Annotated in this window: 26 protein-coding genes; 21 read left to right on the forward strand and 5 right to left on the reverse strand. The window is 70.9% G+C overall.

All coding sequences use genetic code 11. The features are described 5' to 3' along the window. Positions 1-2: 2 nt before the first annotated feature. A complete protein-coding gene (locus NBE95_RS19375) occupies positions 3-1,286 on the reverse strand; it encodes a solute carrier family 23 protein (RefSeq protein WP_289896095.1) in 1,284 nt (427 codons plus the stop codon). Between the two features lie 33 nt (positions 1,287-1,319). On the opposite strand from NBE95_RS19375, the gene NBE95_RS19380 reads away from it, so the two are divergent. The 11 genes from NBE95_RS19380 to NBE95_RS19430 all read left to right on the forward strand — a co-directional run bounded on the left by NBE95_RS19380 (position 1,320) and on the right by NBE95_RS19430 (position 10,784). Then, a complete protein-coding gene (locus NBE95_RS19380) occupies positions 1,320-1,820 on the forward strand; it encodes a hypothetical protein (RefSeq protein WP_289896096.1) in 501 nt (166 codons plus the stop codon). Positions 1,821-1,867: 47 nt separating this feature from the next. Next, complete coding sequence (locus tag NBE95_RS19385; protein WP_289896097.1) at positions 1,868-2,587, forward strand: exopolysaccharide biosynthesis protein; 720 nt, start codon at positions 1,868-1,870, stop codon at positions 2,585-2,587. Positions 2,588-2,627: 40 nt separating this feature from the next. Then, positions 2,628-3,092 carry a MarR family transcriptional regulator gene (locus NBE95_RS19390; RefSeq protein WP_289896098.1) on the forward strand — a complete coding sequence of 155 codons (465 nt, stop codon included), beginning with the start codon at positions 2,628-2,630 and terminating at the stop codon, positions 3,090-3,092. Next, the gene (locus NBE95_RS19395) at positions 3,089-4,249 is read left to right on the forward strand and encodes an FUSC family protein (RefSeq protein ID WP_289896099.1); all 1,161 of its coding nucleotides are present in this window, start codon (positions 3,089-3,091) and stop codon (positions 4,247-4,249) included. Before NBE95_RS19390 ends, NBE95_RS19395 begins: the two co-directional genes overlap by 4 nt. Before the next feature lie 37 nt (positions 4,250-4,286). After that, entirely contained in the window at positions 4,287-5,255 is a 969-nt protein-coding gene (locus tag NBE95_RS19400; RefSeq protein WP_289896100.1) for a TRAP transporter substrate-binding protein, read from the forward strand. Between the two features lie 6 nt (positions 5,256-5,261). Beyond that, positions 5,262-5,756 (forward strand): TRAP transporter small permease, encoded by a 495-nt coding sequence (locus NBE95_RS19405; RefSeq protein WP_289896101.1) that lies wholly within the window; start codon positions 5,262-5,264, stop codon positions 5,754-5,756. After that, on the forward strand, positions 5,749-7,038 hold the full coding sequence (locus NBE95_RS19410) for a TRAP transporter large permease (protein WP_289896102.1): 1,290 nt from the start codon (positions 5,749-5,751) through the stop codon (positions 7,036-7,038). The genes NBE95_RS19405 and NBE95_RS19410 overlap by 8 nt, the downstream gene beginning before the upstream one ends. Before the next feature lie 138 nt (positions 7,039-7,176). After that, positions 7,177-7,833: a CerR family C-terminal domain-containing protein gene (locus NBE95_RS19415; protein WP_289896103.1), complete on the forward strand. Its 657-nt coding sequence runs from the start codon at positions 7,177-7,179 to the stop codon at positions 7,831-7,833. Then, complete coding sequence (locus NBE95_RS19420; protein WP_289896104.1) at positions 7,826-8,767, forward strand: HlyD family efflux transporter periplasmic adaptor subunit; 942 nt, start codon at positions 7,826-7,828, stop codon at positions 8,765-8,767. Before NBE95_RS19415 ends, NBE95_RS19420 begins: the two co-directional genes overlap by 8 nt. Continuing rightward, on the forward strand, positions 8,764-9,672 hold the full coding sequence (locus NBE95_RS19425; protein ID WP_289896105.1) for an ABC transporter ATP-binding protein: 909 nt from the start codon (positions 8,764-8,766) through the stop codon (positions 9,670-9,672). The genes NBE95_RS19420 and NBE95_RS19425 overlap by 4 nt, the downstream gene beginning before the upstream one ends. Then, positions 9,669-10,784, forward strand: a complete 1,116-nt coding sequence (locus NBE95_RS19430; protein ID WP_289896106.1) for an ABC transporter permease — start codon at positions 9,669-9,671, stop codon at positions 10,782-10,784. Before NBE95_RS19425 ends, NBE95_RS19430 begins: the two co-directional genes overlap by 4 nt. 15 nt (positions 10,785-10,799) lie before the next feature. Here the strand turns inward: NBE95_RS19430 and NBE95_RS19435 are convergent, their stop codons facing one another. Then, positions 10,800-11,351: a cytochrome b gene (locus NBE95_RS19435; RefSeq protein ID WP_289896107.1), complete on the reverse strand. Its 552-nt coding sequence runs from the start codon at positions 11,349-11,351 to the stop codon at positions 10,800-10,802. A 93-nt stretch (positions 11,352-11,444) separates the two neighbouring features. On the opposite strand from NBE95_RS19435, the gene NBE95_RS19440 reads away from it, so the two are divergent. From NBE95_RS19440 to NBE95_RS19485, 10 genes are all read left to right on the forward strand, one after another. Further along, on the forward strand, positions 11,445-12,182 hold the full coding sequence (locus NBE95_RS19440; protein ID WP_289896108.1) for a CDP-alcohol phosphatidyltransferase family protein: 738 nt from the start codon (positions 11,445-11,447) through the stop codon (positions 12,180-12,182). Next, positions 12,179-13,750, forward strand: a complete 1,572-nt coding sequence (locus NBE95_RS19445; protein WP_289896109.1) for a sulfatase-like hydrolase/transferase — start codon at positions 12,179-12,181, stop codon at positions 13,748-13,750. Before NBE95_RS19440 ends, NBE95_RS19445 begins: the two co-directional genes overlap by 4 nt. Positions 13,751-13,772: 22 nt before the next feature. Beyond that, on the forward strand, positions 13,773-14,768 hold the full coding sequence (locus tag NBE95_RS19450; RefSeq protein ID WP_289896110.1) for an ABC transporter substrate-binding protein: 996 nt from the start codon (positions 13,773-13,775) through the stop codon (positions 14,766-14,768). Then, positions 14,758-15,528, forward strand: a complete 771-nt coding sequence (locus NBE95_RS19455) for an ABC transporter ATP-binding protein (RefSeq protein WP_289896111.1) — start codon at positions 14,758-14,760, stop codon at positions 15,526-15,528. The genes NBE95_RS19450 and NBE95_RS19455 overlap by 11 nt, the downstream gene beginning before the upstream one ends. Then, positions 15,525-17,069 (forward strand): ABC transporter permease subunit, encoded by a 1,545-nt coding sequence (locus tag NBE95_RS19460; RefSeq protein WP_289896112.1) that lies wholly within the window; start codon positions 15,525-15,527, stop codon positions 17,067-17,069. Before NBE95_RS19455 ends, NBE95_RS19460 begins: the two co-directional genes overlap by 4 nt. Then, a complete protein-coding gene (locus NBE95_RS19465; RefSeq protein ID WP_289896113.1) occupies positions 17,066-18,145 on the forward strand; it encodes a glycosyltransferase family 4 protein in 1,080 nt (359 codons plus the stop codon). The genes NBE95_RS19460 and NBE95_RS19465 overlap by 4 nt, the downstream gene beginning before the upstream one ends. Before the next feature lie 129 nt (positions 18,146-18,274). Further along, the gene (locus NBE95_RS19470) at positions 18,275-19,540 is read left to right on the forward strand and encodes a CAP domain-containing protein (protein WP_289896114.1); all 1,266 of its coding nucleotides are present in this window, start codon (positions 18,275-18,277) and stop codon (positions 19,538-19,540) included. A 114-nt stretch (positions 19,541-19,654) separates the two neighbouring features. Continuing rightward, a complete protein-coding gene (locus NBE95_RS19475; protein ID WP_289896115.1) occupies positions 19,655-20,065 on the forward strand; it encodes a hypothetical protein in 411 nt (136 codons plus the stop codon). After that, positions 20,062-20,586, forward strand: coding sequence for a plastocyanin/azurin family copper-binding protein (locus NBE95_RS19480; RefSeq protein ID WP_289896116.1), 525 nt, complete (start codon positions 20,062-20,064; stop codon positions 20,584-20,586). Before NBE95_RS19475 ends, NBE95_RS19480 begins: the two co-directional genes overlap by 4 nt. Beyond that, positions 20,583-21,266 carry an RNA polymerase sigma factor gene (locus tag NBE95_RS19485; protein WP_289896117.1) on the forward strand — a complete coding sequence of 228 codons (684 nt, stop codon included), beginning with the start codon at positions 20,583-20,585 and terminating at the stop codon, positions 21,264-21,266. The genes NBE95_RS19480 and NBE95_RS19485 overlap by 4 nt, the downstream gene beginning before the upstream one ends. A gap of 38 nt (positions 21,267-21,304) precedes the next feature. On the opposite strand, the gene NBE95_RS19490 is transcribed toward NBE95_RS19485, so the two are convergent. The 3 genes from NBE95_RS19490 to NBE95_RS19500 all read right to left on the reverse strand — a co-directional run bounded on the left by NBE95_RS19490 (position 21,305) and on the right by NBE95_RS19500 (position 24,303). Further along, the gene (locus NBE95_RS19490; RefSeq protein ID WP_289896118.1) at positions 21,305-22,354 is read right to left on the reverse strand and encodes a betaine/proline/choline family ABC transporter ATP-binding protein; all 1,050 of its coding nucleotides are present in this window, start codon (positions 22,352-22,354) and stop codon (positions 21,305-21,307) included. Next, on the reverse strand, positions 22,351-23,232 hold the full coding sequence (locus tag NBE95_RS19495) for a proline/glycine betaine ABC transporter permease (protein WP_289896119.1): 882 nt from the start codon (positions 23,230-23,232) through the stop codon (positions 22,351-22,353). The genes NBE95_RS19490 and NBE95_RS19495 overlap by 4 nt, the downstream gene beginning before the upstream one ends. Before the next feature lie 75 nt (positions 23,233-23,307). Next, positions 23,308-24,303 (reverse strand): ABC transporter substrate-binding protein, encoded by a 996-nt coding sequence (locus tag NBE95_RS19500; RefSeq protein ID WP_289896120.1) that lies wholly within the window; start codon positions 24,301-24,303, stop codon positions 23,308-23,310. Positions 24,304-24,329: the final 26 nt, after the last annotated feature.

Below are 24,329 nucleotides of genomic sequence, written 5' to 3' on the forward strand. Positions count from 1 at the left end.
CCTCAGCCCGCCGCGCGGCGGCCGAAGCCCAGCAGCTGGTAGAGCAGCAGCGCCGCGAAGGTCGAGGTGCCGATGCCGCCCAGCGAGAAGCCGCCCAGCGTCACGGTAAAGTCGCCGGCGCCGAAGATCAGCGCCACGCCGACGGTGAACAGGTTCCTCGGGTCCGAGAAATCCACCCGGTTGTCCACCCAGATCCGCGCCATGGCCGAGGCGATCAGGCCGAAGACCGAAACCGCCAGTCCCGCCAGCACCGGCGCCGGGATGGTCTGCAGCATGGCGCCGAATTTCGGCGACAGGCCCAGCAGGATGGCGATGGCCGCGGCAAGGGGAAAGATCAGCGTCGAATAGACCTTGGTCATCGCCATGACGCCGATATTCTCGGCATAGGTGGTGACGCCGGTGCCGCCTCCGGCGCCGGCCAGCATCGTCGCCAGCCCGTCGCCCAGGAAGCCCCGGCCGATATAGCGGTCCATGTTCCGCCCGGTAATGGCGCCCAAAGCCTTGATATGACCAAGATTCTCGGCCACCAGCACCACGGCGACCGGGGCGATCAGCCCGATGGCGCCCCAGTCGAAGCGCGGCGCGGTGAAATGCGGCAGACCGAACCAGGGCGCCGCGGCGACGGCCGCGAAGTCGATGCCGGGCACCAGGCCCATCCCGTTGCCAAGGATCAGCACCAGCGCATAGCCGAAGATCAGCGCGATCAGCACCGCGACGCGGCTGGTGGCCTGCCGGCCGTAGACCGAGACCGCGGCCATGCACAGCACCGTCGCCAGGGCGATGCCCAGATGGGCGAAGCTGCCGGCCAGCTGCTTGACCGCCACCGGTGCCAGGTTCAGTCCGATGGCCATGCCGATGGCGCCGGTCACCGCCGGCGGCATCAGCTTCTCGACCCAGCCCGAGCCGATGGCCATGACCACCAGCCCGATCAGCGCGTAAAGCAGCCCGGCGGCGATGATCCCGCCAAGCGCCACGGCGATGTTGGGGTTCGGGCCGCCGCCGGCAAAGCCGGTCGCCGCCATGATCACCGCGATGAAGGCGAAGGACGAGCCCAGATAGCTGGGCACCCGCCCGCCGGTGATGACGAAGAACAGCAGCGTGCCGATGCCGGAAAAGAACACCGCGACATTCGGGTCGAAGCCCATGATCAGCGGCGCGAGGATGGTCGAGCCCGACATCGCCAGCAGGTGCTGCAGGCTCATCGGCACCGCCGCGGCCAGCGGCAGCTTCTCGTCTGGTAGAACCGTGGCGCCGGTGGCGCGGCGCCAGTCAGGAAAATAGCCCATCATGTCTCTCGGATAGCGATCTTTGTCAGGGTGATGGCGGGCTTCGCGGGAAAATGCCAGCGGCAACTGCGGCATGGCGCCAGCCTGTCGGCCACGGCCGCGTCGGCGATGCGGGATCACTGCCGTGCCAGATTGATGTTTCGCAACAGCGAATGGTCCTGTGAAAGCTGCGGGCGATTTCGTAGGGGGGCGGGTGACCGGCTTGCAGGATGGCAGGCCGTCGCGCCGGCTCGGTCCGGGCGGCGGCACCGCAATGCCCGCCGGCTGAAGGGCACGCGGATCACCAAGATTGACGGCCGGGAACGGCCTTGCGGCCAGCCGGGCCGGTCGCTGGTCGCCGCCGGCCCGCGCGGCATCGCCAGCCATCGCGGCCATGCGCTGAAAGCCATCGAATCCGGCCGACGGCTGGCACGGTCCGAGGCGTCGGCGACCGACCCGGCGACCGACCCGGCGACGGGCGCCGCGGGTTGCGCGATCCGGGCCTATGCCGCACAGTCCTTGATAAGGCCCGCGCGGCCGCCGCCGAAACCCTGACCGGCCGGACACCCGGCTCCGCAGGGCGTGAAGCCACAGGAGACGGGATGCCCTGGCCCAGCACACCCTCGTCCAGCAAGCCCCCTGCCGGCCCGCCCCCCGCCGGCCCGTCCTCGTCCGGCGGGGAGGGGCCCGAGCCGCCGCACAAGCAACGGCTGTCCGGCTTTCTGGCCGCGGTCGCCGGCGACGACACGCGCGAGCGGATCAGCGTCGCCGACCTCTTGGCGCTGCTGAAGGGGCGGGCCATCGCCGTGCTGCTGGTGCTGTTCGCCTTTCCCAACGCCCTGCCGGCCCCGCCGGGCACCTCGGGAATCCTCGGCTTGCCGCTGATCTACCTGTCCTTCCAGATGATGGCGGACCGGCCGCCCTGGTTGCCGGGCTTTATCGCCGGCCGCTCGGTGGCGCGGGCGGATTTCGCTTCGGTCGTGGCGCGCTGCGCGCCGTTCCTGGCCAAGGCGGAACGGCTGCTTTCGCCGCGCCTGCCCGCGCTGACCCGACCCGTGGCCGTGCGGCTGACCGGCGCGCTTTGTCTGGGCCTGTCGCTGGTGCTGCTGTTGCCGATCCCCCTGGGCAACATGCTGCCGGGGCTGGCGATCTGCGTGCTGGCGCTTGGGGTGCTGGAACGCGACGGGCTGTGGATCATCGTCGGCCAGTTGCTGGCGCTTGCCGGCTTTGCCGTAGTCTGGGGGGTGATCTGGGCATTCCTGCGCGCTTTCGCGCTGCTTCTGGCCGCGCCCGCCGAAGCCGCGGCGCCGATGGTCATATGATTTGCATTGCAATTCAATTCATATCTGCTACAAGCGGCACATGCACAACAATCCGTCCTCTCCCCGCTTCCGCTTCGGGATCCGCTTCTCGTTGCTGGCCCGGCGCTGGCGCCGCGCCATCGACGCGCATCTGGCCGCGGCCGGGTTGACCGACGCGACCTGGGTGCCGCTGATCCATCTGCAAGAAACCGGCGGCGGCATCACCCAGAAGGAACTGGCGCTGCTCGTCGGGGTCGACGGTTCGAGCCTGGTGCGCGTCCTCGACATCCTGGCGCGGCAGGGCCTGGTCGAGCGCCGGCCCGACGCAAGCGATGGCCGCGCCCGGCTGATCCACCTGACCGATTTGGGCCGGCAGCGCGTGGCCGAGATCCGCCGGACGCTGGCGGCGGGCGAGGACGAGCTGCTGGCGGACCTTTCGGATGCCGAGATCGCGGCGATGCTGGGCCATTTCGACCGGATCGAGCAGCGCCTCGCCTCGCGCCAGCAGGAGGAGGCGCAGAAATGACCGCGCCCGGGTCCACCGTCCCCTTGCCGGCCCGCCGTATCGACGCGGCGCGCCAGTTGCTGCGCCGGCACCACCTGCGCGACAGCTTCGCGCTGAACCGGCAGCCTTCGCTGCGCAATGCCGTGCTGGCCGGATCGCAGGCGGCGATCACGATGGCGGTGGCCCTGCCCCTTGTCCATGTCTCGCCCTGGTCGCATCTGATCGGCTTCGCCGCGCTGGGGGCGCTGGTGGCGCTGTTCGGGCGCTTCGCGCCGCAAGGCCGCCGCAACCGCATCCTGCTGCTCAGCGGCTTCTGGCAGGTGCTGGCGGTGCTGGGCATGTCCATGGCCGCCTGGCTGGGCGCGCCGCTGGTGTTGCAATTCGTGCTGCTGGCGCTGGCCTGCGGCGGGTTCTTCCTGGCCGCCGCCACCAGCCGGCTGGGGCCGCCGGGACCGCTGATCTTCGTCTTCGCCGCCGGCGCCGCGATGGGCCATGTCGGCACGTTGCAGCAGGTGGCCGAACGCGCGGCGGCCACCGCCGCTGTCGCCGCGCTGGCCCTGGCCGTCTGCGCGCTGACCGAGACGCTCCGCCATCCCGCCACCCCCGAACGCCGCTTTCCCGTCGAGCCGCTGCAGCCCCTGGCCGATCGCCTGATTGCTGCCGGGCGTATCGCCCTGGGCGCCGCGGTGGCGATCTTTGCCAGCCATGCCGTCGGCGCGGCGCATCCGGCCTGGGCTGCCCTCGGGGCGTTGGCGGTTATGCAGGGCCCGCAGCTGCACATCAACCTGAGCCGCGCCCTGCAACGGATGGCGGGCACCGCCGTCGGAGCCCTTCTGGCCTGGCTGGTCCTGCATCAGGCCCCCTCGGTCTGGAGCCTGATCGCTGTCCTGACGGCGCTGCAATTCGCGACGGAAATGATCATCGGCACGAATTACGCGCTGGGGCAGATCCTGGTCACGCCCATGGCCCTGCTGATGAGCCATCTTGCGGCGCCGGATGCAGCCGGCGCGGCCATGGCGCCGGAACGGGTGCTGGACACGCTGCTGGGCGTCAGCATCGGCCTTGTCGCCGCCGTGCTGCTCTCGACCCTGGACGACAGGCGCGACCTCGCCCGCCGGCAACTGGCGCGCGACGCCGGCCGGACCGGTGGTGCGGGATTGCACATCCCCGGCAGGTAGCGCTAAATCTGCGCCGCAAAAGGGGAAGGGATTCACGATGAAACACATCTTTGCCGCTGCGCTGGCCGGCGCGATCCTGGTCACGCCCGCGTTCGGGCAGGAGATCAAGATCGGCTATGCCCTGGCCGAGGACAGCCATTACGGCGCCGGCGCCAAGGCTTTCGAGGCCTCGCTCAAGGAAAGCCTGGGCGACCAGTTCAGCTTTCGCCACTTCCCCTCCTCGGGCCTGGGCGGCGAGCGCGAGGTGATCGAGGGGCTGCAGCTCGGCACTGTCGAGATGACCATCGCCTCGGACGGCACGCTGACCAATTTCGTGCCCGAGGTCGGGGTGCTGGGCGTGCCCTTCCTGCTGCGCGACAAGGACCATGCCCGCAAGGTGCTGGACGGCGAGATCGGCCAGGAGATGCTGGCGAAATTCGAGCCCGCCGGCCTGCACGCGCTGGCCTGGGGCGAGCAGGGCTTCCGCCACATCACCAGCAATCGCGGTGCGGTCGAGACCCCGGCCGACCTGGACGGGCTGAAGATCCGCACCATGGAGAATCCGGTGCATATCGAGGCGTTCCGCGCCCTTGGCGCCGCCCCCACGCCCATGGCCTGGCCCGAGGTGATCGGCGCGCTGGAACAGGGTGCCATCGACGGGCAGGAGAATCCGCTGTCGGTGATCGTCTCGGCCAAGCTGAACGAGGTGCAGAAATTCCTGACCCTTGACGGCCATGTCTATTCCTCGACCGTCATCCTGGTCTCGCCCACGCTGTGGAACGGCCTGGACGACGCGCAGAAGGCGGCTTTCGACAAGGCGGCCAAGGACGCGGTGGCGGCGATGCGCGGCTATGTCGACGATGTCGACGCCTCGGGCGTCGCGGCGATGAAAGAGGCCGGGATGCAGGTGAACGAGCTTTCGCCCGAGCAGAAGGCAGCCTTCCGCGCGGCGCTGGCCGAGCCCTACAAGCAGTATGAGGCCCAGTTCGGCAAGGAGCTGATGGACCGCATCCAGGCGGTCGAGTAAGCCGCGATGCGCCGAATCGAACGCGCCTTCGTCACCCTGAACGGGGCCGTGCTGGTCCTGGGACTGGCAGCCATGTCGGTGATCCTGGGCTGGAACGTCGCCGGCCGCTACCTGACCGGCAATTCGCTGACCTGGGCCGACGAGGTGGCGCGTTACGCGATGATCTGGCTGACTTTCCTGGGCAGCGGGCTGGCGCTGCGCGAGGGCGCCCATGCCGCCATCACCAATGCCCAGGACGCGCTGCCCAGCCGCGGCCAGCGCGTCCTGCGCGCGGTGATCCTGCTGGTGCTGTTCGGCTTTTTCGCCTTCATGGTCTGGGTCGGCATCGACTACATGAACCGGATGGCGATCCAGAAATCGGCGGCCCTGCAGGTGCCGATGAAATGGATCTATGCCGCGATGCCCGCCGGCTTCGCGCTGATGATCCTCCATCTCGCGCTGATCGCACCGCAATACCTGCGCGCCGGGCTGCAGCATTCCGACGAGGCCCCCCTTGGTTGAGATCCTGGTCGCCGCCTTCCTGATCCTGATGCTCATGGGGGTGCCCATCGCCTTCGCGCTGGCCATGGCCGCCTTCGCGGCGGTGGGCCTGTCGGGCCGCTATCCGCTGGTCGTGGTGGTCAAGGAGATGTTCACCGGGCTTGACAGCTTTCCGCTGCTGGCCGTGCCCTTCTTCATCCTGGCGGCCGAGATCATGTCCACCGGCGCGATCTCGCGCATGCTCTTGCGCTTCGCCTCGCAATTCGTCGGCCACCTGCGCGGCGGTCTGGGCTATGCCAACGTGCTGACCGGCACGCTGTTCGCCGGCATCTCGGGCTCGGCGCTGGCCTCGGCGGCGGGGCCGGGGGCGATGATGGCGCGGATGATGGAGCGCAGCGGCTATTCCAAGGCCTATGCCGGGGCGCTGACCATCTCGGTCGCGGTGATCGACCCGATCATCCCGCCCTCGATCACCATGATCATCTATGCGCTGCAGGACCGCAACACCTCGGTCGGCTCGCTGTTTATGGCCGGGATCCTACCCGGCATCCTGATCGCCGGGCTGCTGGCGGCGGTGAACTGGTGGATCAGCCGCAAGCGCAACTATCGCAGCCTCGAGCCGCGGCCGCCGGTCGGGCAGATGCTGCGCAACAGCTTCGCCGCCCTGCCGGCGCTGCTGCTGATCGTGCTGATCGTCGGCGGCATCCGCGGCGGGTTGTTCACCCCGACCGAAGCCTCGGTCGTCGCGGTGTTCTATGCCGTCCTGACCAGCGCCTTCGTCTATCGCGGTTTCACGCTGGCGGACCTGTGGGGGGCGTTCCTGCGCTCGGCCATCATGTCGGTGGCGGTGCTGATGATCCTGGCCGCCGCCCGCGCCTTCGCCTGGGTGCTGATCATCGAGGGCGTGCCGCAGGCCATGGCCGATGCGGTGATCGCCATGAACCTGTCGCCCATCGCCTTCCTGCTGATGGTGAACCTGCTGCTTCTGGTCTTCGGCATGTTCATGGACCCGCTGCCGGGGGTGATGATCCTGGTGCCGATCCTGGCGCCCATCGCCCATAACCTGGGCATCGCGGCGGATCATTTCGCCATCATCGTCATCGTCAACCTGACCTTCGGGCTGATGACGCCGCCGGTCGGCGGGCTGATCTTCGTCGTGGCCTCGGCCACCAAGCAGAAGCCCTCGGCGCTGATCCGCGAGCTGCCGCCCTTCTTCCTGGCGGCGCTGGCCGCGCTGCTGATCCTGACCTTCGTGCCGGCGGTTTCGACCTGGCTGCCGCAGGTCAGCGGGTTCGCGCGCTAGCCGGCATCGCCCTTCAGGCGGACGGACCATCGACCGGCGCCGGAAACGGCGCCGGCCGTTTTCATGGCGCCCGCGGCGGCCTTGCTTCCGGCCTCGACTCTAGCCTCGACTCCGGCGCGGAAATCCTGTATCAATCGATTGATTGAAACCATCGTGACCGGCATGGACGCGCATCCCACCCGCATGGCGCTGATCCGGGCCGCCCTGCAGCAATTCGGGCGCGGCGGGTTCGAGGCGGCCTCGACCCGGGCGATCGCCGCCGGGGCCGGGACGAACATTTCCTCGATCGCCTATCATTTCGGCGGCAAGGACGGGCTGCGCCTCGCCTGTGCCGACGCGGTGGCCGAGCGGGTCGAGCATGTCGCCCGGCCGCTGCCTGCCGGGCCGGGCGTCATGGATTCCGTGCGCGCGCGCCTGCTGCTGCGGCGGTTGGTGCGGCGGATCGTCACCTTCATGATCCTGAGCCCCGGGGCCAGCGATGCCGTCGCCTTCGTGCTGCGCGAACTGGCGCAGCCGGGCAGCCCGGTTCTGGACCGGCTCTACGCCACGCTGATCGAGCCGCGCCACCACGCGCTTTGCGCGCTGTGGTCGGCCGCGACCGGCACGCCGGCGGAATCCGAAGAGGTGAAGCTGGCCGTGTTCTCGCTTGTCGGACAGGCGGTCTATTTCCGCATCGCCGCGCCCATCGTCCAGCGCCGCATGGGCTGGCGGCACTATGCGCGGCCCGAGGCGCGGGCGATCACGCGGCGGATGCTGACCAATCTGGACCGGATGATCGGGGACGGGCATGGCTGATCTTTTGTGTTCGTTCGGCTTCCTGGCGGCGCTGTTTGCGCAATGCGGCCCGCCGCCGCCCCTGGGCACCGGCTATGTCGAGGGCGAGTATGTGCAGATCGCCCCGGTGGCGGCGGCGCGGGTCGAGACGCTGGCGGTGCAGCGCGGCGACCGCGTCGAGGCCGGACAGGCCGTGGCAATGCTGGAGAGCCGCGACGCCGCGCTGGCGCTGGCCGCGGCCCGCGCCGCCGAATCCCGCGCCGCCAGCGAGCTGGCCAATCTGGAAAAGGGCGGACGCCAGCCCGAGATCGCGGCCATCAAGGCGACGCTGGCTGCCGCCCGCGCCAATGCTGAACGCGCCGCGCGCGAGGCGGCGCGGCAGGAACGGCTGCTGGCGCAGCGCGTCAGTTCGTCGGCGCAGCGCGACGAGGCCCGCGCCGCCGCCGACATGGCCGAGGCGGCGGTGCGCGAGGCCGAGGCGCGGCTGGCCGTCGCCCGCCTGCCCGCCCGCCCCGATGCCGTCGCCGCCGCCCGCGCCGCCCTGGCCCAGGCCCGGGCCGAGCGGCAGGTGAGGGAATGGCAGCTGCAGCAGCGCCGGCTGACCGCACCCGCGCCCGGCACCGTGACCGACATCCTGCGGCATCCGGGCGAGCTTGCCGGCCCGTCGGCCCCGGTCCTGACCCTCCTGCCCGAGGGTGCCGTCACGCTGCGCTTCTACGTCGCCGAGGCCGAACTGGCCGCGCTGTCGCCGGGCGCGCGGCTGCGGGTCGGCTGCGACGGCTGCAGGCCGACCGACGCCAGGGTCTCGTTCATCGCCGACGAGGCCGAGTTCACCCCGCCGGTCATCTATGCCCGCGACACCCGGCAGAAACTGGTCTATCTGGTCGAGGCCCGCCCCGCACCGGGCGGCGGCCTGAAACCCGGCCAGATCGTCGAGGTCTGGAAGGCGCCATGACCGCGGCCACCGCCATCGACGTGACCGGGCTGACGAAATCCTTCGGCGGCCGGCGGGTGGTCGACAATGTCGCGCTGCGGGTGGCCAAGGGCGAGATCGCCGGCTTCCTGGGCCCGAACGGCTCGGGCAAGACCACCTGCATCCGCATGATCTGCGGCCTGCTCACGCCCGATGCCGGCAGCGGCACGGTGCTGGGCCTGGACCTGCGCCGCCAGCAGCGCGCCATCCGCCGGCAGGTCGGCTACATGACGCAGAAATTCTCGTTCTACGAGGATCTGTCGATCGAGGAGAACCTGGCCTTCGTCGCCGGGCTCTACGGCCTGCCGCGGCAGGCGGTGCGCGACACGCTGGAGGATCTGGGCCTGACCTCGCGCCGGACGCAGCTGGCCGGCAGCCTGTCGGGCGGCTGGAAGCAGCGGCTGGCGCTGGCGGCCTGCATCATGCACCAGCCGCGGCTGCTGCTGCTGGACGAGCCGACCGCCGGCGTCGATCCCAAGGCCCGGCGCCAGTTCTGGGACGAGATCCACGCCCGGGCGCTGGGAGGCATGACGGTGCTGGTCTCGACCCATTACATGGACGAGGCCGAGCGCTGCCACCGGATCAACTACATCGCCTATGGCCGGCTGGTGGTCTCGGGCAGCGTGGCCGAAGTGATCGCGGGCGCCGGGCTGGTCACGCTGACCGTGCGGTCGGCGCGGCCGGGCGCGCTGGCCGAGCGCCTGCGCCGGGCGCCGGGCGTCGGCCAGGTCGAACCCTTCGGCACGGCGCTGCACGTCACCGGCACCGACCGCGCGCAGCTCGAGGCCGCGCTGGCCGCCGAGGGCGTGACCGGCCAGCCGGCCGAGACCAGCCTCGAGGACGTGTTCATCCGGCTGATGGAACTCTCCGAGGATAATGTCCGATGAGCCTTTCCCCGACACGGCTGCGGGCGCTTCTGCGTAAGGAGTTCATCCAGATGCGCCGTGACCGGCTGACCTTCGCCATGATGCTGGGCGTGCCGATCATGCAGCTTTTTCTGTTCGGCTATGCGATCAACAGCGATCCCCGGAACATGCCCGCGGCGCTGGTCGCCCCGGTGCAGGACCGCTTCAGCCGCAGTTTTGCCGCGGCGCTGGAAAACAGCGGCTATTACCGTATCACCCACCCGGCCGCCTCGGCCGAGGAAGCCGAGCGGCTGATCACCCGGGGCGAGGTTTCCTTTGTGGTGACGGTGCCCGCCGATTTCGGCCGGCGCATGGAGCGCGGCGACCGGCCGCAGATCCTGGTCGAGGCGGACGGCTCGGACCCGTCGGCGACCAGCGGCGCCATCGCCGCGCTGCCGCGCCTTGCGGACGGCGCCTTTCGCCGCGACCGCCCCGGCGAGCCGGCGCGGACCGGCCCCGAGATCGTCATCCACCGCCGCTACAATCCCGAGGGCGTCACGCAATACAACATCGTCCCCGGCCTGCTGGGGGTGATCCTGCAGATGACCATGGTGATGATGACCGCCATGGCCCTGACCCGCGAGATCGAGCGCGGCACCATGGAGAACCTGCTGGCCATGCCCGCCACCCCGGCCGAGATCATGCTGGGCAAGATCACCCCCTTTCTTGCCGTGGGCGCGGTGCAGGTTCTGGTCATCCTGGGCGCGGCCTGGGCGGTGTTCGGCGTGCCTTTCGTGGGTTCGCTGGGACTTTTGCTGGCGGGGGTGATGGTCTTCGTGCTGGCGCTGGTGCTGCTGGGCTATCTGATCTCGACCGCGGCGCGCACGCAGATGCAGGCGATGCAGATCGCGATCTTCGTCTTCCTGCCCTCGATCCTGCTTTCCGGCTTCATGTTCCCGTTCCGCGGCATGCCCGGCTGGGCGCAGGCCCTGGGCGAGGTGCTGCCGGTGACGCATCTGCTGCGGCTGGTGCGCGCCATCATGCTGAAGGGTGCCGGCCCGGCCGATGTCGCGCCGCAATTCGCCGCGCTGTCGATCATGGTGGCGGTGCTGGGCGGGCTGGCGTTGCTGCGGTTCCGCCGCACGCTGGACTGAGCAGGCCTTTGCCCTTCACCCCCCGCCAAGGGGCGGCCAGATGCGCTGCCAGACCCCGTCGCGGCGCAGCAGCGCGTGCTGCAGCGCCGCCGAGACATGCACCGCCAGCACCGCGATCAGCAGCAGGGCGGCAAGGAAATGCAGCCCCTGCGCGGCGCCGGCCAGGGCCTCGGATTTCGGCAGCCAGCGCCCGGCCCCCATCGCGTCGAGCAACTCGATGGGAAAGCCGCCTGCCCGCACCCGCACGAAGCCGCTGAGCGGCATCACCACCAGCAGCACGTAAAGCGTCAGATGCGAGACCGCCGCCGCCCGCCGCTGCCAGCCGGGCACCGAATCCGGCAGCGGCGGCGGCGGGTGCAGGCGGCGATAGACGATCCGCGCCAGGATCAACGGGATCAGCAGCGTGCCGGTATTCTTGTGAAAGATGAACAGCGTGTCCTGCAGCCCGCGGTCCAGCCCCTCGCGGGTCATGATCAGCCCGGCCGGGATCATCAGCAGCACGGCAAGCGCGACGATCCAGTGGAACAGGCGGGCGGGCGTTCGGTAACCGCATGCGGACTCGGTCATCGGCTGGCTCCTTTGCGCCATCCTAGCGCAACCGCCGCCGCCCGCAAAGCCGTGGCATCTTGACGGAATCCCTGCTTGGCGTAGCATTTTTCCATGTCCGATCACGATCACGGCCCGCTTGCGCCGCCGCCTCGTCCGGCGGCCGGAATCCCGGCGCAGGTTGCCGCCAGCACCGCCATGGGCGTTTTCGCCATGCAGGCGCTGCGGCTGGCCGGCATCGGCGGCACGGCCGCGGGCTGGCTGGCCGCCAGCGCGCTGTATCTGGGCGGCTGCGCCATGATCCTGGCGCAGATGCGCCGCAGCTATCCGCATGACCGGATCGGCGGCTGCAACGCGGTGACGCTGCTGCGCGCCGCCATCGCCTGCGCGTTGCTGGCGCCGCTGGCGGACGGGGCCGCGGCGGGATGGGCGGTCGCGATCGTCGGGGGTGTGGCGCTGGCGCTCGACGGGGTGGACGGCTGGCTGGCGCGGCGCTCGGGGCTCGTCTCGGGCTTCGGGGCGCGGTTCGACATGGAGGTGGACGCCGCTTTCGCCCTGACCCTGGCGCTGCACGCCTGGCTGGGCACGGCGCTGGGGCCCGGGGTGCTGCTGCTTGGGGTGCTGCGCTATGGCTTCGCCGCCGCCGGGCTCGTCCTGCCCTGGCTGCGGGCCGAGTTGCCGCAGCGGCAGCGGCGCAAGGCGATCTGCGTGCTGCAGCTTGCCACGCTGATCCTGTTGCAGACGCCGCTGCCGGGCCATGCGCAGGCCGGGTTCCTGGCCTGGTTCGCCACGGCGGCGCTGGCGCTGTCCTTCGCGCTCGACATCCGCTGGCTGTGGCGGCGCCGGTCATGACGATGCGCCGGGCGCTGCCCTTGCTGGTTGCGGCGCTGGCGATGCAGCTGGCGCTGATCCTGCCCGGTGCCGCGTTGCGCCCGACGCCGGAACTGCCGCTGTTGCTGCTTGTCCTGGTCCTCGGCGGCGGCGTGGCACGCCTGCCGGTCGCGGCGGCGCTGACGCTGCTGGCGCTGCAGAAGCTGGCCGATCTTGGCATGGGCGCGGCGCTGGGACGGCCCTTCAACCTGGCGGCCGACCTGCCGCTGCTGGACGCGGCGGTGCGGCTGCTGGCCGGCAGCCTTGGCACGCCTGCGGCTTTCGGCGCCGTGCTCGCCGCCGCCCTCGCCGCCCTGGGCATCGCCGCGGCGCTGTGGTGGGCAACCGGGCTGTGGACCCGCCCGGCCTCGGGGTGGCGCGGTCGCATCGGTCTGACGGCGGCGATCGGGCTGGTCCTGCTGCCGGCCATGGCGCCGGGGCTCGGGAATGCCCGCTATGCCAGCCAGCGCGCCGGGTTGGTCGCCGGCACCCTCGCCGCGCTGCGCGACTTCCGGGCAGTCGCGGCAAACGACCCGATGGCCGACCGGCCGGGCCTGCTGGGCGCCATCGACCGCGACGTGCTGGTGATCTTCGTCGAAAGCTATGGCCGCGCCAGCTTCGCGACGCCCTTCTACGCCGAAACCCACCTTGCCACCCTGCGCCGGGCCGAGGCCGATCTGGCGCGGGCCGGCCTTGCCATGCGCTCGGGCTTTCTCGCCTCGCCGACGCAGGGCGGGCAAAGCTGGCTGGCACATGCGACATTCGCCTCGGGCCTGTGGATCGGCGACCAGCCGCTTTACCAGGCCATGCTGGCCAGCGGGCGGCTGGGGCTGTTCCATTACGCGCAGCGCGCCGGGTTCCGCACCGCCGCCGTGATGCCGGCCATCACCCGCCCCTGGCCCGAGGCCGCGCGGATGGGTTTCGACCGCGTCCTGGCCGACGCGGATCTGGGCTATCGCGGCCCGCCCTTCAACTGGGTGACCATGCCCGACCAGTTCACCCTGGCCGCCGCAGACCGGCTGCTGCGCCGGCAGGACGGCGCGCCGCTTTTCGCGCAGGTGGTGCTGATTTCCTCGCACGCGCCCTGGGTGCCGGTGCCGCGGCTGATCGGCTGGGACCAGGTCGGGGACGGTTCCGCCTTCGCCGCCATGGCCGCCGCCGGGGAAAGCCCGCAGGCGGTCTGGCGCGACCCGGCAAGCATCCGGCGGCATTACCGGGACGCCATCGACTATGCCCTGCAGACGGTGACGGCCTATGCGTTGCGTCACGCCGACGAGGCGCCGCTGATCCTGGTTCTGGGCGATCACCAGGCCGCGCAAAGGATCGCGCCGGATGGCGGGCGCGATGTGCCCATGCATGTGATCGGCCCCGCGGCGCTGGTCGAACGCAGCGCCGCCTGGGGTTTTGTCCCCGGGCTGATCCCCGGCGCGGACAGCCCGGCGATCCCGATGGACCGGATGCGCGACCTGATCCTGCAAGGCTTCGCCGCGCCGGAGCCGGGGCCGAGGGAACGCCTCGCCGGGCACGGTCGTTCGTCCCCAACCCCATGATGACCGAAACGGAGGTGCCCCGATGACCCATCCCCCGATGACACGCCGGCGGCTCTTGCGGACGGGGGCGGCGGGGCTGGCGCTCGGCCTCTCCGGCCTGCCGCGCGGGGCGCGGGCGCAGGAAGCGGTGGCGCTGCAGCTCTCCTGGCTGCATTCGGTGCAGTTCGCCGGCAGCTATATCGCGCTGCGGAACGGCTGGTGGCACGAGGCGGGGCTGGAGGTTTCGCTGCTGCAGGGCGGCCCGAACGCCCCGGTCGAGCCGCCGGTGGTGGCCGGGACGGCGCTGGTCGGCATCTCGGCCGCCGATTATGCCGCGGCGGCGGTGGCGCAGGGCGCGCCGTTCCGCATCATCGGCGTCGCCATGCAGAAGAACCCCTTCGCCATCGCCTCGCTGCCGGGCAATCCGGTGGAAACCCCCGCGGACCTGCCGGGGAAAAGCATCGGCATGGCCATCGCCAACACCCCCGTGCTGCAGGCGCTGTGCAAGCTGAACGATGTCGATTTCGACGCCATCCGCATCGTGCCTACGCAATATTCCGCCCAGCCGCTGATCGCGGGCGAGGTGGACTGCCTGCTCTGCTGGGAAACCGACCTGCCGGTCGCCATGGCGATCCAGGGCATCGAGGCCCGCACCATGCTGATGGCCGATCACGGCTATGCCCTGCATTCCCAGACCTATATCGCCACCGAGGACAGCCTGGCCCACCGCCGCGGGGCGCTGGTGGCGCTGATGGCCGGCGAGGCACGGGGCTGGGAGGCCTGCCGTGCCGACAGCGATGCGGCGGCCGAACTGACCGTCGCCCTGTTTCCCGATGCCGGGCTGGACCTGCCCACGCAGAAATTGCAGGCCCGCCGGCAATTGCCGCTGATGTTCTCGGATCTGACCGACAGGCACGGGTTCGGCTGGTGGAGCGACGAGGCGGTCGAGGCCAATATCCGCACCCTCTCGCTGCTGGGGCGCGAGGTGACGCCCGCGCTTTGGGACCGCTCGATCCTGGAGGCGGTCCATGCGGGATAGCGGCGCCGGGATCGCCTGCCGGGCGCTGACCAAGACCTGGCCCGGCGGCGTGCGGGCGGTGGCAGAGTTCGACGCCGATTTCGCCGCCGGGCAAACCACGGCGCTGATCGGCCCCTCGGGCTGCGGCAAGTCCACGCTGCTGCGGCTGATCGCCGGGCTGGAACTGCCGGACGGCGGGCAGGTGCGCATCGGCGGGCTGGACCCGGCCCGGCAGCGCCGGCAAGGCGCGATCTCGGTGGCGTTCCAGGATCCCTCGCTGCTGCCCTGGCTCAGCGCCGCGCAGAACGTGGCGCTGGCGCGCAAGCTCGTCCGCCAGCCCGCCGATCCGGGCAAGGTGGCGCGGCTGCTGCGGCTGGTCGGGCTGGAGGGCTTCGCGGCCGCCCGGCCGGCGGCGCTGTCGGGCGGCATGCGCCAGCGCGCCGCCATCGCCCGGGCGCTGGTCACCGCGCCGCAAGTGCTGCTGCTGGACGAACCCTTCGGCGCGGTCGATGAACTGACCCGCCGCCAGCTGGCGCAGGATCTGCCGCCGCTCTGGCAGGCGCAGGGCACCACGGCGCTGCTGGTCACCCATTCTCTGGCCGAGGCGGTGTGGCTTGCCGACCGCATCCTGGTCCTGTCGCCCTGCCCGGCCCGGATTACCGCCGACATCGCCGTGCCTCTGCCGCATCCGCGTCGCCCCGGGCTGGCCGACAGCCCCGACTTCCGCCGCATCGAGGCCGCGGCGCGGGCGGCGCTCTCTGCCCCCGCTGGCGCGGCATGAGCGTGCGGGCCGCGCTGGCCGGTCCGGTCCTGCTGCTGGTCCTGTGGCAGGGGCTCGCGCTGGCCTTGGCGGGCCGCTACCTGATCGCCGGCCCCGCCGAGGTCGCGCAATGGACCGTTGCCCATGCCGGCCTGCTGTCGCGGGCGCTGGCCGTCACCGGGGCCAATGCGGCGGCAGGCTTTCTGCTGGGCAATCTGGCCGCCGTGGCGCTGGCCGGCCTGGCGCTGCTCTGGCCCCGGCTGGCCGGGCTGGTCTCGGGCCTGGCGCTGGTGGTCTTCTGCCTGCCGCTGGTGGCGACCGGGCCGATCCTGCGGGTGATGATGGGCCCGGGCGACGGGCCGCAGATCGCGCTGGCGGCGCTGGCGGTCTATTACACCACGCTGATCCCGCTGCTGGCCGGCCTGCGCGCCGTGCCTGCCGCCTGGCTGGACCTGATCCATGTCTATGGCCGCGGCCGCATGGCCGAACTGCGTCATGTCCGGCCGCGCGCCGCCCTGCCCTATCTGGTCGCCGGGCTGCAGATCTCGGCCCCCGCCGCCTTCCTCGGCGCGCTGGTGGGCGAGTTCACCGGGGCCGAGCGCGGCATGGGCGTGCTGACCATCCGCTTCACCCGGGCGCTGGACTTGCCCGCGCTCTGGAGCATCGCCGTGCTGGCGGCCGCCGTCGCGGTCGCGGCCTATGCGCTGATCGGCGCGGCGGCCCGCCGCTTCCTGGACGAATCGCCGCCCGTGCTGCTGGCGCCGCCGGGCGCCGCGTCCGGTTCGCGCCGCGCGGCGCCGGCCTTGGCGCTGGCGGTGGTCGCGCTGGTGCTTGGGGCTTGGTGGGCGGCGCTGCGGCTGGCCGGGCTCAGCCCGTTCTTCGCCAAGCGGCCGGGCGACGTGCTGGCGGCGCTGGCCTTCGCCCCGGATGCCGCCCAGACCCGGCAGACCCTTGCGCAGGCGCTGGTGCAGTCCGGCGCGCATGTGCTGCCGGGCTATGCGGCGGGGCTGGCGGCGGGGGCGGGGCTGGCGGTCCTGCTGGGGCTGCTGCCGGCGCTTTCGGCGCTGGTCACGCCGCTGGCCATCGCGCTGCGCGCCATCCCCATCGTGACCACGGCACCGCTGATCGTGCTGCTGGTCGGGCGCGGCGCGGCGGGGGTGGTGGTGCTGGTCGCGGTCATGGTGTTCTTTCCGACCTTCGTCGCCTGCCAGCAGGGGCTGCGGCAGGCGCCCGGCCAGATCCTCGACGTCTTCCGCAGCTATGCCGCCGGTCGTTGGCGGCAGATGATCCATGTCCGCATCCCGGCCATGTTGCCCGCGCTTTTCGCCTCGGCGCGGATGAGCGTGCCGGCGGCGGTGCTGGCCGTGACCGTGGTCGAATGGCTGGCGACGGGTGGCGGCATCGGCGGGCTGATGGCCCTGTCCGCCTCGGTTTCGGATTACGACATGCTCTGGTCCGCGGTGGTGCTGGTGACGCTGCTCTCGTGGCTGGGCCATGCCGCGGTCGGCGCGGCCGAGCGTCGCGTTCTGGCCCGCTATGCCCCCGAACAGGTGCGCCCATGACCCGGCCTTGCGCCGCCGCCTTCGCCATCCCTGGCGACATCGCCACGCTGACCGGCGGCTATATCTATGAACGCCGGCTGCTGGAGGGGCTGCGCGCCCTGGGCCACGACATGCGCCACCTGCATCTGCCCGCCGGTTTCCCCGACCCGACCCCGGCCGAGATGGCGGCAGCCGTAACGGTGCTGGCGGCCGAAGACCGGCCGCTGATCATCGACGGGCTGGTCTTCGGCGCCATCGACACGGCCGGCCTTGCCCGGGTCCGCGCCCCCGTCGTGGCGATGATCCACCACCCGTTGGCGATGGAGACCGGGCTCGACCCGGCGCGGCGCGCGCATCTCTACCGGACCGAGCGCGACAACCTGCAACTGGCGCGGCATGTTCTGGTCCCCAGCCGCCATGCCCGCGCCATGCTGACCAAGCGCTACGACGTGCCCGCCGAGCGCATCACCATCGCCCGGCCGGGGGTGGATCCGGCGCGGCTTGCCCCGTCGCCGGCCAACCCGCCGCTGATCCTGTCGGTGGGCATCCTGCATCCGCGCAAGGGCCACGACCTGCTGCTGACCGCGCTGGCGGAATTGGCCGATCTGGACTGGCGGGCGGTGATCGTCGGCAATCCCTGGGACCGGGCCCATGCCGCCGCGCTGGCCCGGCAACTGGCCGAAAGCCCGGTCGCGAACCGGGTCACGCTGGCGGGGCGGGTCGATGCCGGTCGGCTGGAGCGGCTTTACGCGAGGGCCTCGATCTTCGCGCTCGCGACGCGATACGAGGGTCACGGGCTGGTCTTTGACGAGGCCCTGGCGCATGGCTTGCCGATCGTCAGCTGCGCGACCGGTGCCGTCCCCGACACCGTGCCCGCCGCCGCGGGGCTGCTGGTGCCGGCCGAGGATCCGCCGGCCTTCGCCGCCGCGCTGCGCCGCCTGCTGGGCGACGCGCCGCTGCGGGCGCGGATGGGCGATGCGGCAGCCCGGGCCGGTGCCGCCCTGCCCGGCTGGACGGCAACTGCGGCCACAGCCAGCCGCGTGCTGCAAGACCTTGCCGCGCCGCGATCCCGTCCCGCCGCCCGCCCCCGGCGCTGAAGGCAGGATGCTGCCAAGCCGCGCAGACCTATCGGCGGATTGCCGCGGCCGGCCGGGGCGGGGCGTGGGCGCGGCCGCGAAACACGATAAGGTTGCAACGTCTGTCACCGTTTCACCCAAGGTTCCGCCATGTCCTTTGCATCCGCGCACGAGCGCTATTTCGCCAGCCTGGTCAACCAGTCGCGCCGGGCCGAGGGCCTGCCGGCCCTGGCGCTGGAAAAGCGCCTGAACGATTCGGCCGAGAGCCACAGCCGCTGGATGCTGAACACCGACGTGTTTTCGCATACCGGACGCAACGGCTCGTCCTCGCGCGAGCGGATGGAGGCGGCGGGCTTCGACCTGGCCGGGGCCTGGATGACCGCCGAGAACATCGCCTATGTCAGCATCCAGGGCGAAGCCGACCTGCGCGACGAGATCCGGCAACTGCACCAGAACCTGATGAACAGCCCCGGCCACCGCGCCAACATCCTGAGCGACGCGGCCTTCGTCGGCATCGGGCTCGAGGTTGGCTATCTCGAGCTTGGCGGCCGCCAGTACAAGGTGCTGATGGCGACGCAGAACTTCGCCGACACCGACGGGCCGGTGCGCGTCGATACCGGCACCTTCATGCGGGTCGCCAATCCGGGCGCCGACCTGTCGCTGCAAAGCCGCGCCGACTGGCTGGAGGACTTCGACGGCAAGGTCTTCGTCACCCCCGGTCCGGCGCAGAACACGCCGCGCGCCGACGATTACCGGCTGACGGCCCGGAACGACATGGCCATGGCCGGGAACGGCAACGACTGGATGGACGGCAAGGCCGGCCACGACACGCTGAACGGGGCGGCCGGCAATGACCGCATCCTGGGCGCCGACGGCTTCGATTCCCTGTTCGGCGGGCTGGGCCATGACACGTTGCAGGGCGGGAACGGCAACGACACCCTGGCCGGCGCCGACGGCAACGACCAGCTGCGGGGCGAGGTCGGCAACGACCTGCTGCGCGGCGGCACCGGCCAGGACACCATGCTGGGCGGGCTGGGCGCCGACCTGCTGGATGGCGGTGCCGGCGATGACTGGCTGCGCGGCGAGCTCGGCAATGACCGGCTGCTGGGCGGGGCTGGCCGCGACACGCTGCATGGCGGCCAGGGCAATGACCTGCTGAACGGCGGCGCCGGGGCGGATGCCTTCGTCTTCCAGGACGGGCACGGCGCCGATACGATCAACGGCTACCAGCGCGGCCTCGACCGGCTGCTGATCGACGATGCGCTGCTGGATGCGAACCCGGCCGCCTTCATCCGCGATCACATGCGCAAGACCGCGACCGGCGTGGTCATCGACTTCGGCGATGGCGACCGGATCGTCGTCAACGGTCAGGGCCTGACCGTCGCCGGCCTGGCGGACGACATTTTCGCGATCTGACCGGCCCCGCCGGCGGCCCGCAGAAAAACCCGGATGGCGGGGAACATTTTTCGCGATGCCGCATCCAATCCGGTATGAGCCCGACCAGCGGGCTCGGATCGGAAAGGACAAGACATGCGCATCATCGCCCCCGTTCTGCTGGGCTCGCTGGCCGCCGCCGGCATGGCGCTGGCCCAGGACGCCGCCCTCACCGCACCGCCCGCCGCCCCCTTCGCCAAGGTCAGCACCCTGGTCACCCTGCCGGATTTCATCCCCGGCCTCGGCACGCTCTATGTCGATCCGGCCAGCCTGCCGGCAGGGCCGTTTCTGGGCTACGACCATGACGGCCGGCTTTCGGCCACCATCTACATGGTGCCGATCGAGGATCTGACCGCCGGCAAGGCCTTCGACAAGCTCGCGGTCGGAACCGACAGCGTGGCCGGCGTCGATATCTATTACAATGCCGGCCATCCGGGCGTGGAAAAGCCCCATGCCCATGTGGTGCTGTTCCACGACGCCGACGCCCGCGCCCGGCTGGCGAAATGAGGCTGTCGCGCCGCCATCTTCTGGCCCTGGGCGGCGGCCTGGCCGCCCTGGCAGGCGGCGCCGGCGCCGCCGGCCCGCCCATCGAGATCGCCATGCGCGGCAGCGCGCGCGGCGAAAGGGTCTGGTTCTCGCCCCGGGGCCTGGCGGTGGTGCCCGGAACGACCCTGCGTTTCGTGAACCGCGATCCCGGCAACAGCCATACCAGCACCGCCTATCACCCGGCGCTTTTCGATCGCCAGCGCCGGATTCCGGCGGCGGCGCGGCCGTGGGACAGCGGTTTGCTGTTGCCGGATCAAGCTTTCCAGATCACCCTGACCCTGCCCGGCGTCTATGACCATTACTGCCAGCCGCACGAGATGGCGGCGATGGTCGGGCGGATCGTGGTGGGCCGGCCCGGCGATCCCGGCTGGGAAGGCCCGGCTCCGGACAGCGAGGATCTGATGCCCGAGGTGCTGGCGGCATTTCCCCCGGTCGACGCCATCCTGGCCGCCGGCCGGGTCGAGGCGGAGGGCGCGGCATGATCCGCGCCCGCCCGCTGGCCGCCGCGCCGGACGACCCGGACTGGCAGCTGGTCGCGGCGGCCCGGGCCGGGGACGAGGCCGCCATCCGCGAGCTGGTGCGCCGCATGAACCCGCGGCTGTTTCGCATCGCCCGCGGCATCCTGCCCTCGGACGCCGAGGCCGAGGAAGCGGTGCAGGACGCCTATCTGGCCGCCTTCACCCATCTGGACAGCTTTCGCGGCGAGGCGCGGTTTTCCACCTGGATCAGCCGCATCGCCATCAATGCCGCGCGGATGCAGGCCCGCCGCCCGCGCCCCGACAGGGACCATGCCCCGGTGAACGACGACCTTGCCGCCTCGGCCGATGTGCTGGCCTTTCCCGGCGCCGAAACCGCCGAGACCGACGTGGCCCGCCACCAGGTCCGCGCCCTGCTGGAGGAGACGCTGGCCCGCCTGCCGCCCGAGTTGCGGCTGCCCTTCCTGCTGCACGAGGTCGAGGGCCAGCCGGTGCTGGCCATCGCCCATGATCTGGGGCTGAACCCGATCACCGTGCGCACCCGGCTGTTCCGCGCTCGGCGGCAGTTGCGCCGAGCGCTGGAGGTCCGGCTGCGCGGCGGCTTCGACGCGGTCTTTCCCTTCGACGGCGCGCGCTGCGCCCGGATGGCGGATCGCGTGATCGTGGCCTTGCGCGGCCGGCCGTGACCGCCGCGCCCCGGCCGAGGCCGGCAGCAAGGCCGCGTTCAGTCCTCGCTGGCGGCGTCGGCCGGGTTGACCATGGCGTCCAGGATCGCCGGCAGGTCGATGGTTCCGACCAGCCCGCCATCCGCGTCGCGGACCTGCGCCTCGGACACGCCGGCCTTGGTCATGCGGCGCGCCACCAGGTCCAGCTTCGAGCGCGCCTTGACCGTGAAGCCGGGCAGCTCGCCCCCCTCGGCGGCGGGCGCGGCGATGGTCTGCGCCTCGATGATGCGGCCGCGGTTCACCTCGCGCACGAATTCGGCGATGTAGTCGTTGGCCGGGCGCAGCACGATGTCCTGGCCGGTGCCGACCTGCTCCATGGCGCCGTCGCGCAGGATGGCGATCTTGTCGCCCAGCCGCAGCGCCTCGTCGAGGTCATGGGTGATGAAGATGATGGTCTTGCGCAGCTCCTGCTGCAATTCCAGCAGGATCGCCTGCATGTCCATGCGGATCAGCGGGTCCAGCGCCGAGAAGGCCTCGTCCATCAGCAGAATCTCGGCATCGTTGGTCAGCGCCCGCGCCAGCCCGACGCGCTGCTGCATGCCGCCGGAAAGCTGGCGGGGATAATAGTCCTCGTAGCCCTGCAGGCCGACGCGGCCGATCCAGTGCCGGGCGCGGTCCTCGGCCTCGGCGATGCCCCGGACGTTCAGCCCATAGGCGGCATTGCGCAGCACCGTGCGATGCGGCAGCAGCGCGAATTTCTGGAACACCATCGCCGTCTTCTGCCGCCGGAAATCGCGCAGCTGCGCCGGCGTCATCGTCACCACGTCCTGCCCGTCATACAGCACCTGCCCCGCCGTCGGCCGGATCAGCCCGTTGATGTGGCGGATCAGCGTCGATTTGCCCGAGCCCGACAGCCCCATGATCACGGTGATCCGGCCATGCGGGATGGTCAGGTTGATGTCCTGCAGGCCCAGGACGTGATTGTGCCGGTCGTTCAGCTCGGCCTTGCCCAGCCCGGCCTTGACCGCCTCGACATGGCGGGCCGCCTCGGGGCCGAAGATCTTGTAGAGGTCGCGGATCTCGATGTCGTGCTTGCCTGCTTCGGTCATTTGCCGGCCTCCGCGTGCTTTTGCAGCCGCTTGCCATAGGCTTGCGTGGTGCGGTCCATGATGATGGCGATGGCGACGATGGCCAGCCCGTTCATCACCCCCATGGTGAAATATTGCTGGTTGATCGCCTGCAGCACCGGCTGGCCCAGGCCGCGCACCCCGATCATCGAGGCGACCACGACCATGGCGAGGCTCATCATGATGGTCTGGTTCACCCCGGCCATGATCGTCGGCAGCGCCAGCGGCAGCTGCACCTCTCGCAGCTTCTGCCAGCTGGACGAGCCGAAGGCCTCGGCCGCCTCCAGCACGTCGGGCGCCACCTGCCGGATGCCCAGATTGGTCAGCCGGATCACCGGCGGGATGGCATAGATCACCACCGCGATCACCCCCGGCACCTTGCCCAGGCCGAAGATCATCACCACCGGGATCAGGTAGACGAAGCTCGGCATGGTCTGCATCATGTCGAGGATCGGCGTCACCAGCCCGTTCATGCGGTTCGATTGCGCCATCAGGATGCCGACGGGAATGCCCAGCACCACCGCGACCAGGGTGCAGACCGCAACCATGGCGATGGTGCGCATCGTGTCCTCCCACATGCCGAAATAGCCGACGACCAGCAGCGCCAGCACCGCTCCCAGCGCGATCCTCCAGCTGCGGCTGGCCAGCCAGATCGCCACCGCCAGCACCGCCAGCACCGCCACCCAGGGCGAGCGGATCAGCAGGTTCTCGATGAAGGTCAGCAGGCTTTGCAGGGGCGCGAACAGCGCCTCGAGCGTGTCGCCCCAGGCGCGGGTGAAGTCGCGGAAGGCGCCGTCGACGGTCTGGCGCATGGCGCGCAGGCTGCCGCGGCTCATTTCCGGGAAGCGGATCAGGTCCATGTCTTTCGTCCTTTGGAAATGGAAAGGGGCAAGGCCGCGACCCGCGACCTTGCCCGTCAGGCGCGATGGCGCGGCTTACAGCGCCGCCTTGACCTTCTCGGCCACCTCGGCGGGAACCCACTCGGTCCAGACATCCTCGCGGGTTTCGAGGAATTCATAGGCGGCGTCCTCGTTGCTGGCCTGGTTCTCGGCCATCCAGGCCAGCATGGCGTTCACCGTCTCGTTGCTCCAGGCGCGGGTCTCGACATAGTCCATGGCCACGCCGGCCTTGTCGGCGAATTCCTTCGTCACGGCGGTATAGACATCCGAGACCGGCCATTCCGTCACCTGCGGATCGGCGCAATCGGGCTTGACCATGCATTCGTCCCAGCGTTCGCGGTCGAGCCCGGCCTCGAGATCCAGCCGGGTCATGTCATACTGGCCCAGGATGGCCGTCGGCGCCCAGTAATAGCCCAGCCAGCCCTCTTTGCGGTTGAAGGCCCGCGCGATCGAACCGTCCAGCGCCGCGGCCGAGCCGGAATCGACCAGCTCGAAGCCCTTTTCCTTGGCGCCCGAACCCAGGAACTGGTTGCGGTTGATGGCCTGGCAGGCCCAGCCCGAAGGGCAGCCGAACCAGGCGCCCTTGCTGTCATCCTCGGCGCCGGGGAACAGCTCGGGGTGTTCCAGCGCGTCCTTGAGCGTGCGGATGTCGTGCTCTTCGGCCAGCCAGGTCGGCACCCAGATGCCCTCGACGCCGCCATCGGACAGGATCTTCGAGGCGATGACGATGCGCCCCTCGGCCACCGCCTGGTCGAGCGGCTCCTTGACGGCATTGACCCAAAGCTCGGGCGCCATGTCCGGCTCGGCCTTTTCGTTCATCGAGGCGAAGGTCGGCATGGTATCGCCCACCACCAAGGCCACGTCGCAGCCATAGCCTTCCTCGAGGATGATCTTGTCGACCCAGGCCGCCAGCCCGGCCGAGGCCCAGTTCATCTCGGCCACGGTGATGCTGCCGCATTCCTCCTCCTCCGCCAGCGCGGGTGCGGCCAGTGCGAAAAAGGCAAGCGAGGTCGAAGCAAGAAATCTGCCCATTAAACGATATCTCCGGATTGTCAGCG

This window comes from Paracoccus sp. TOH, assembly GCF_030388245.1.
Lineage (GTDB): Bacteria > Pseudomonadota > Alphaproteobacteria > Rhodobacterales > Rhodobacteraceae > Paracoccus > Paracoccus simplex.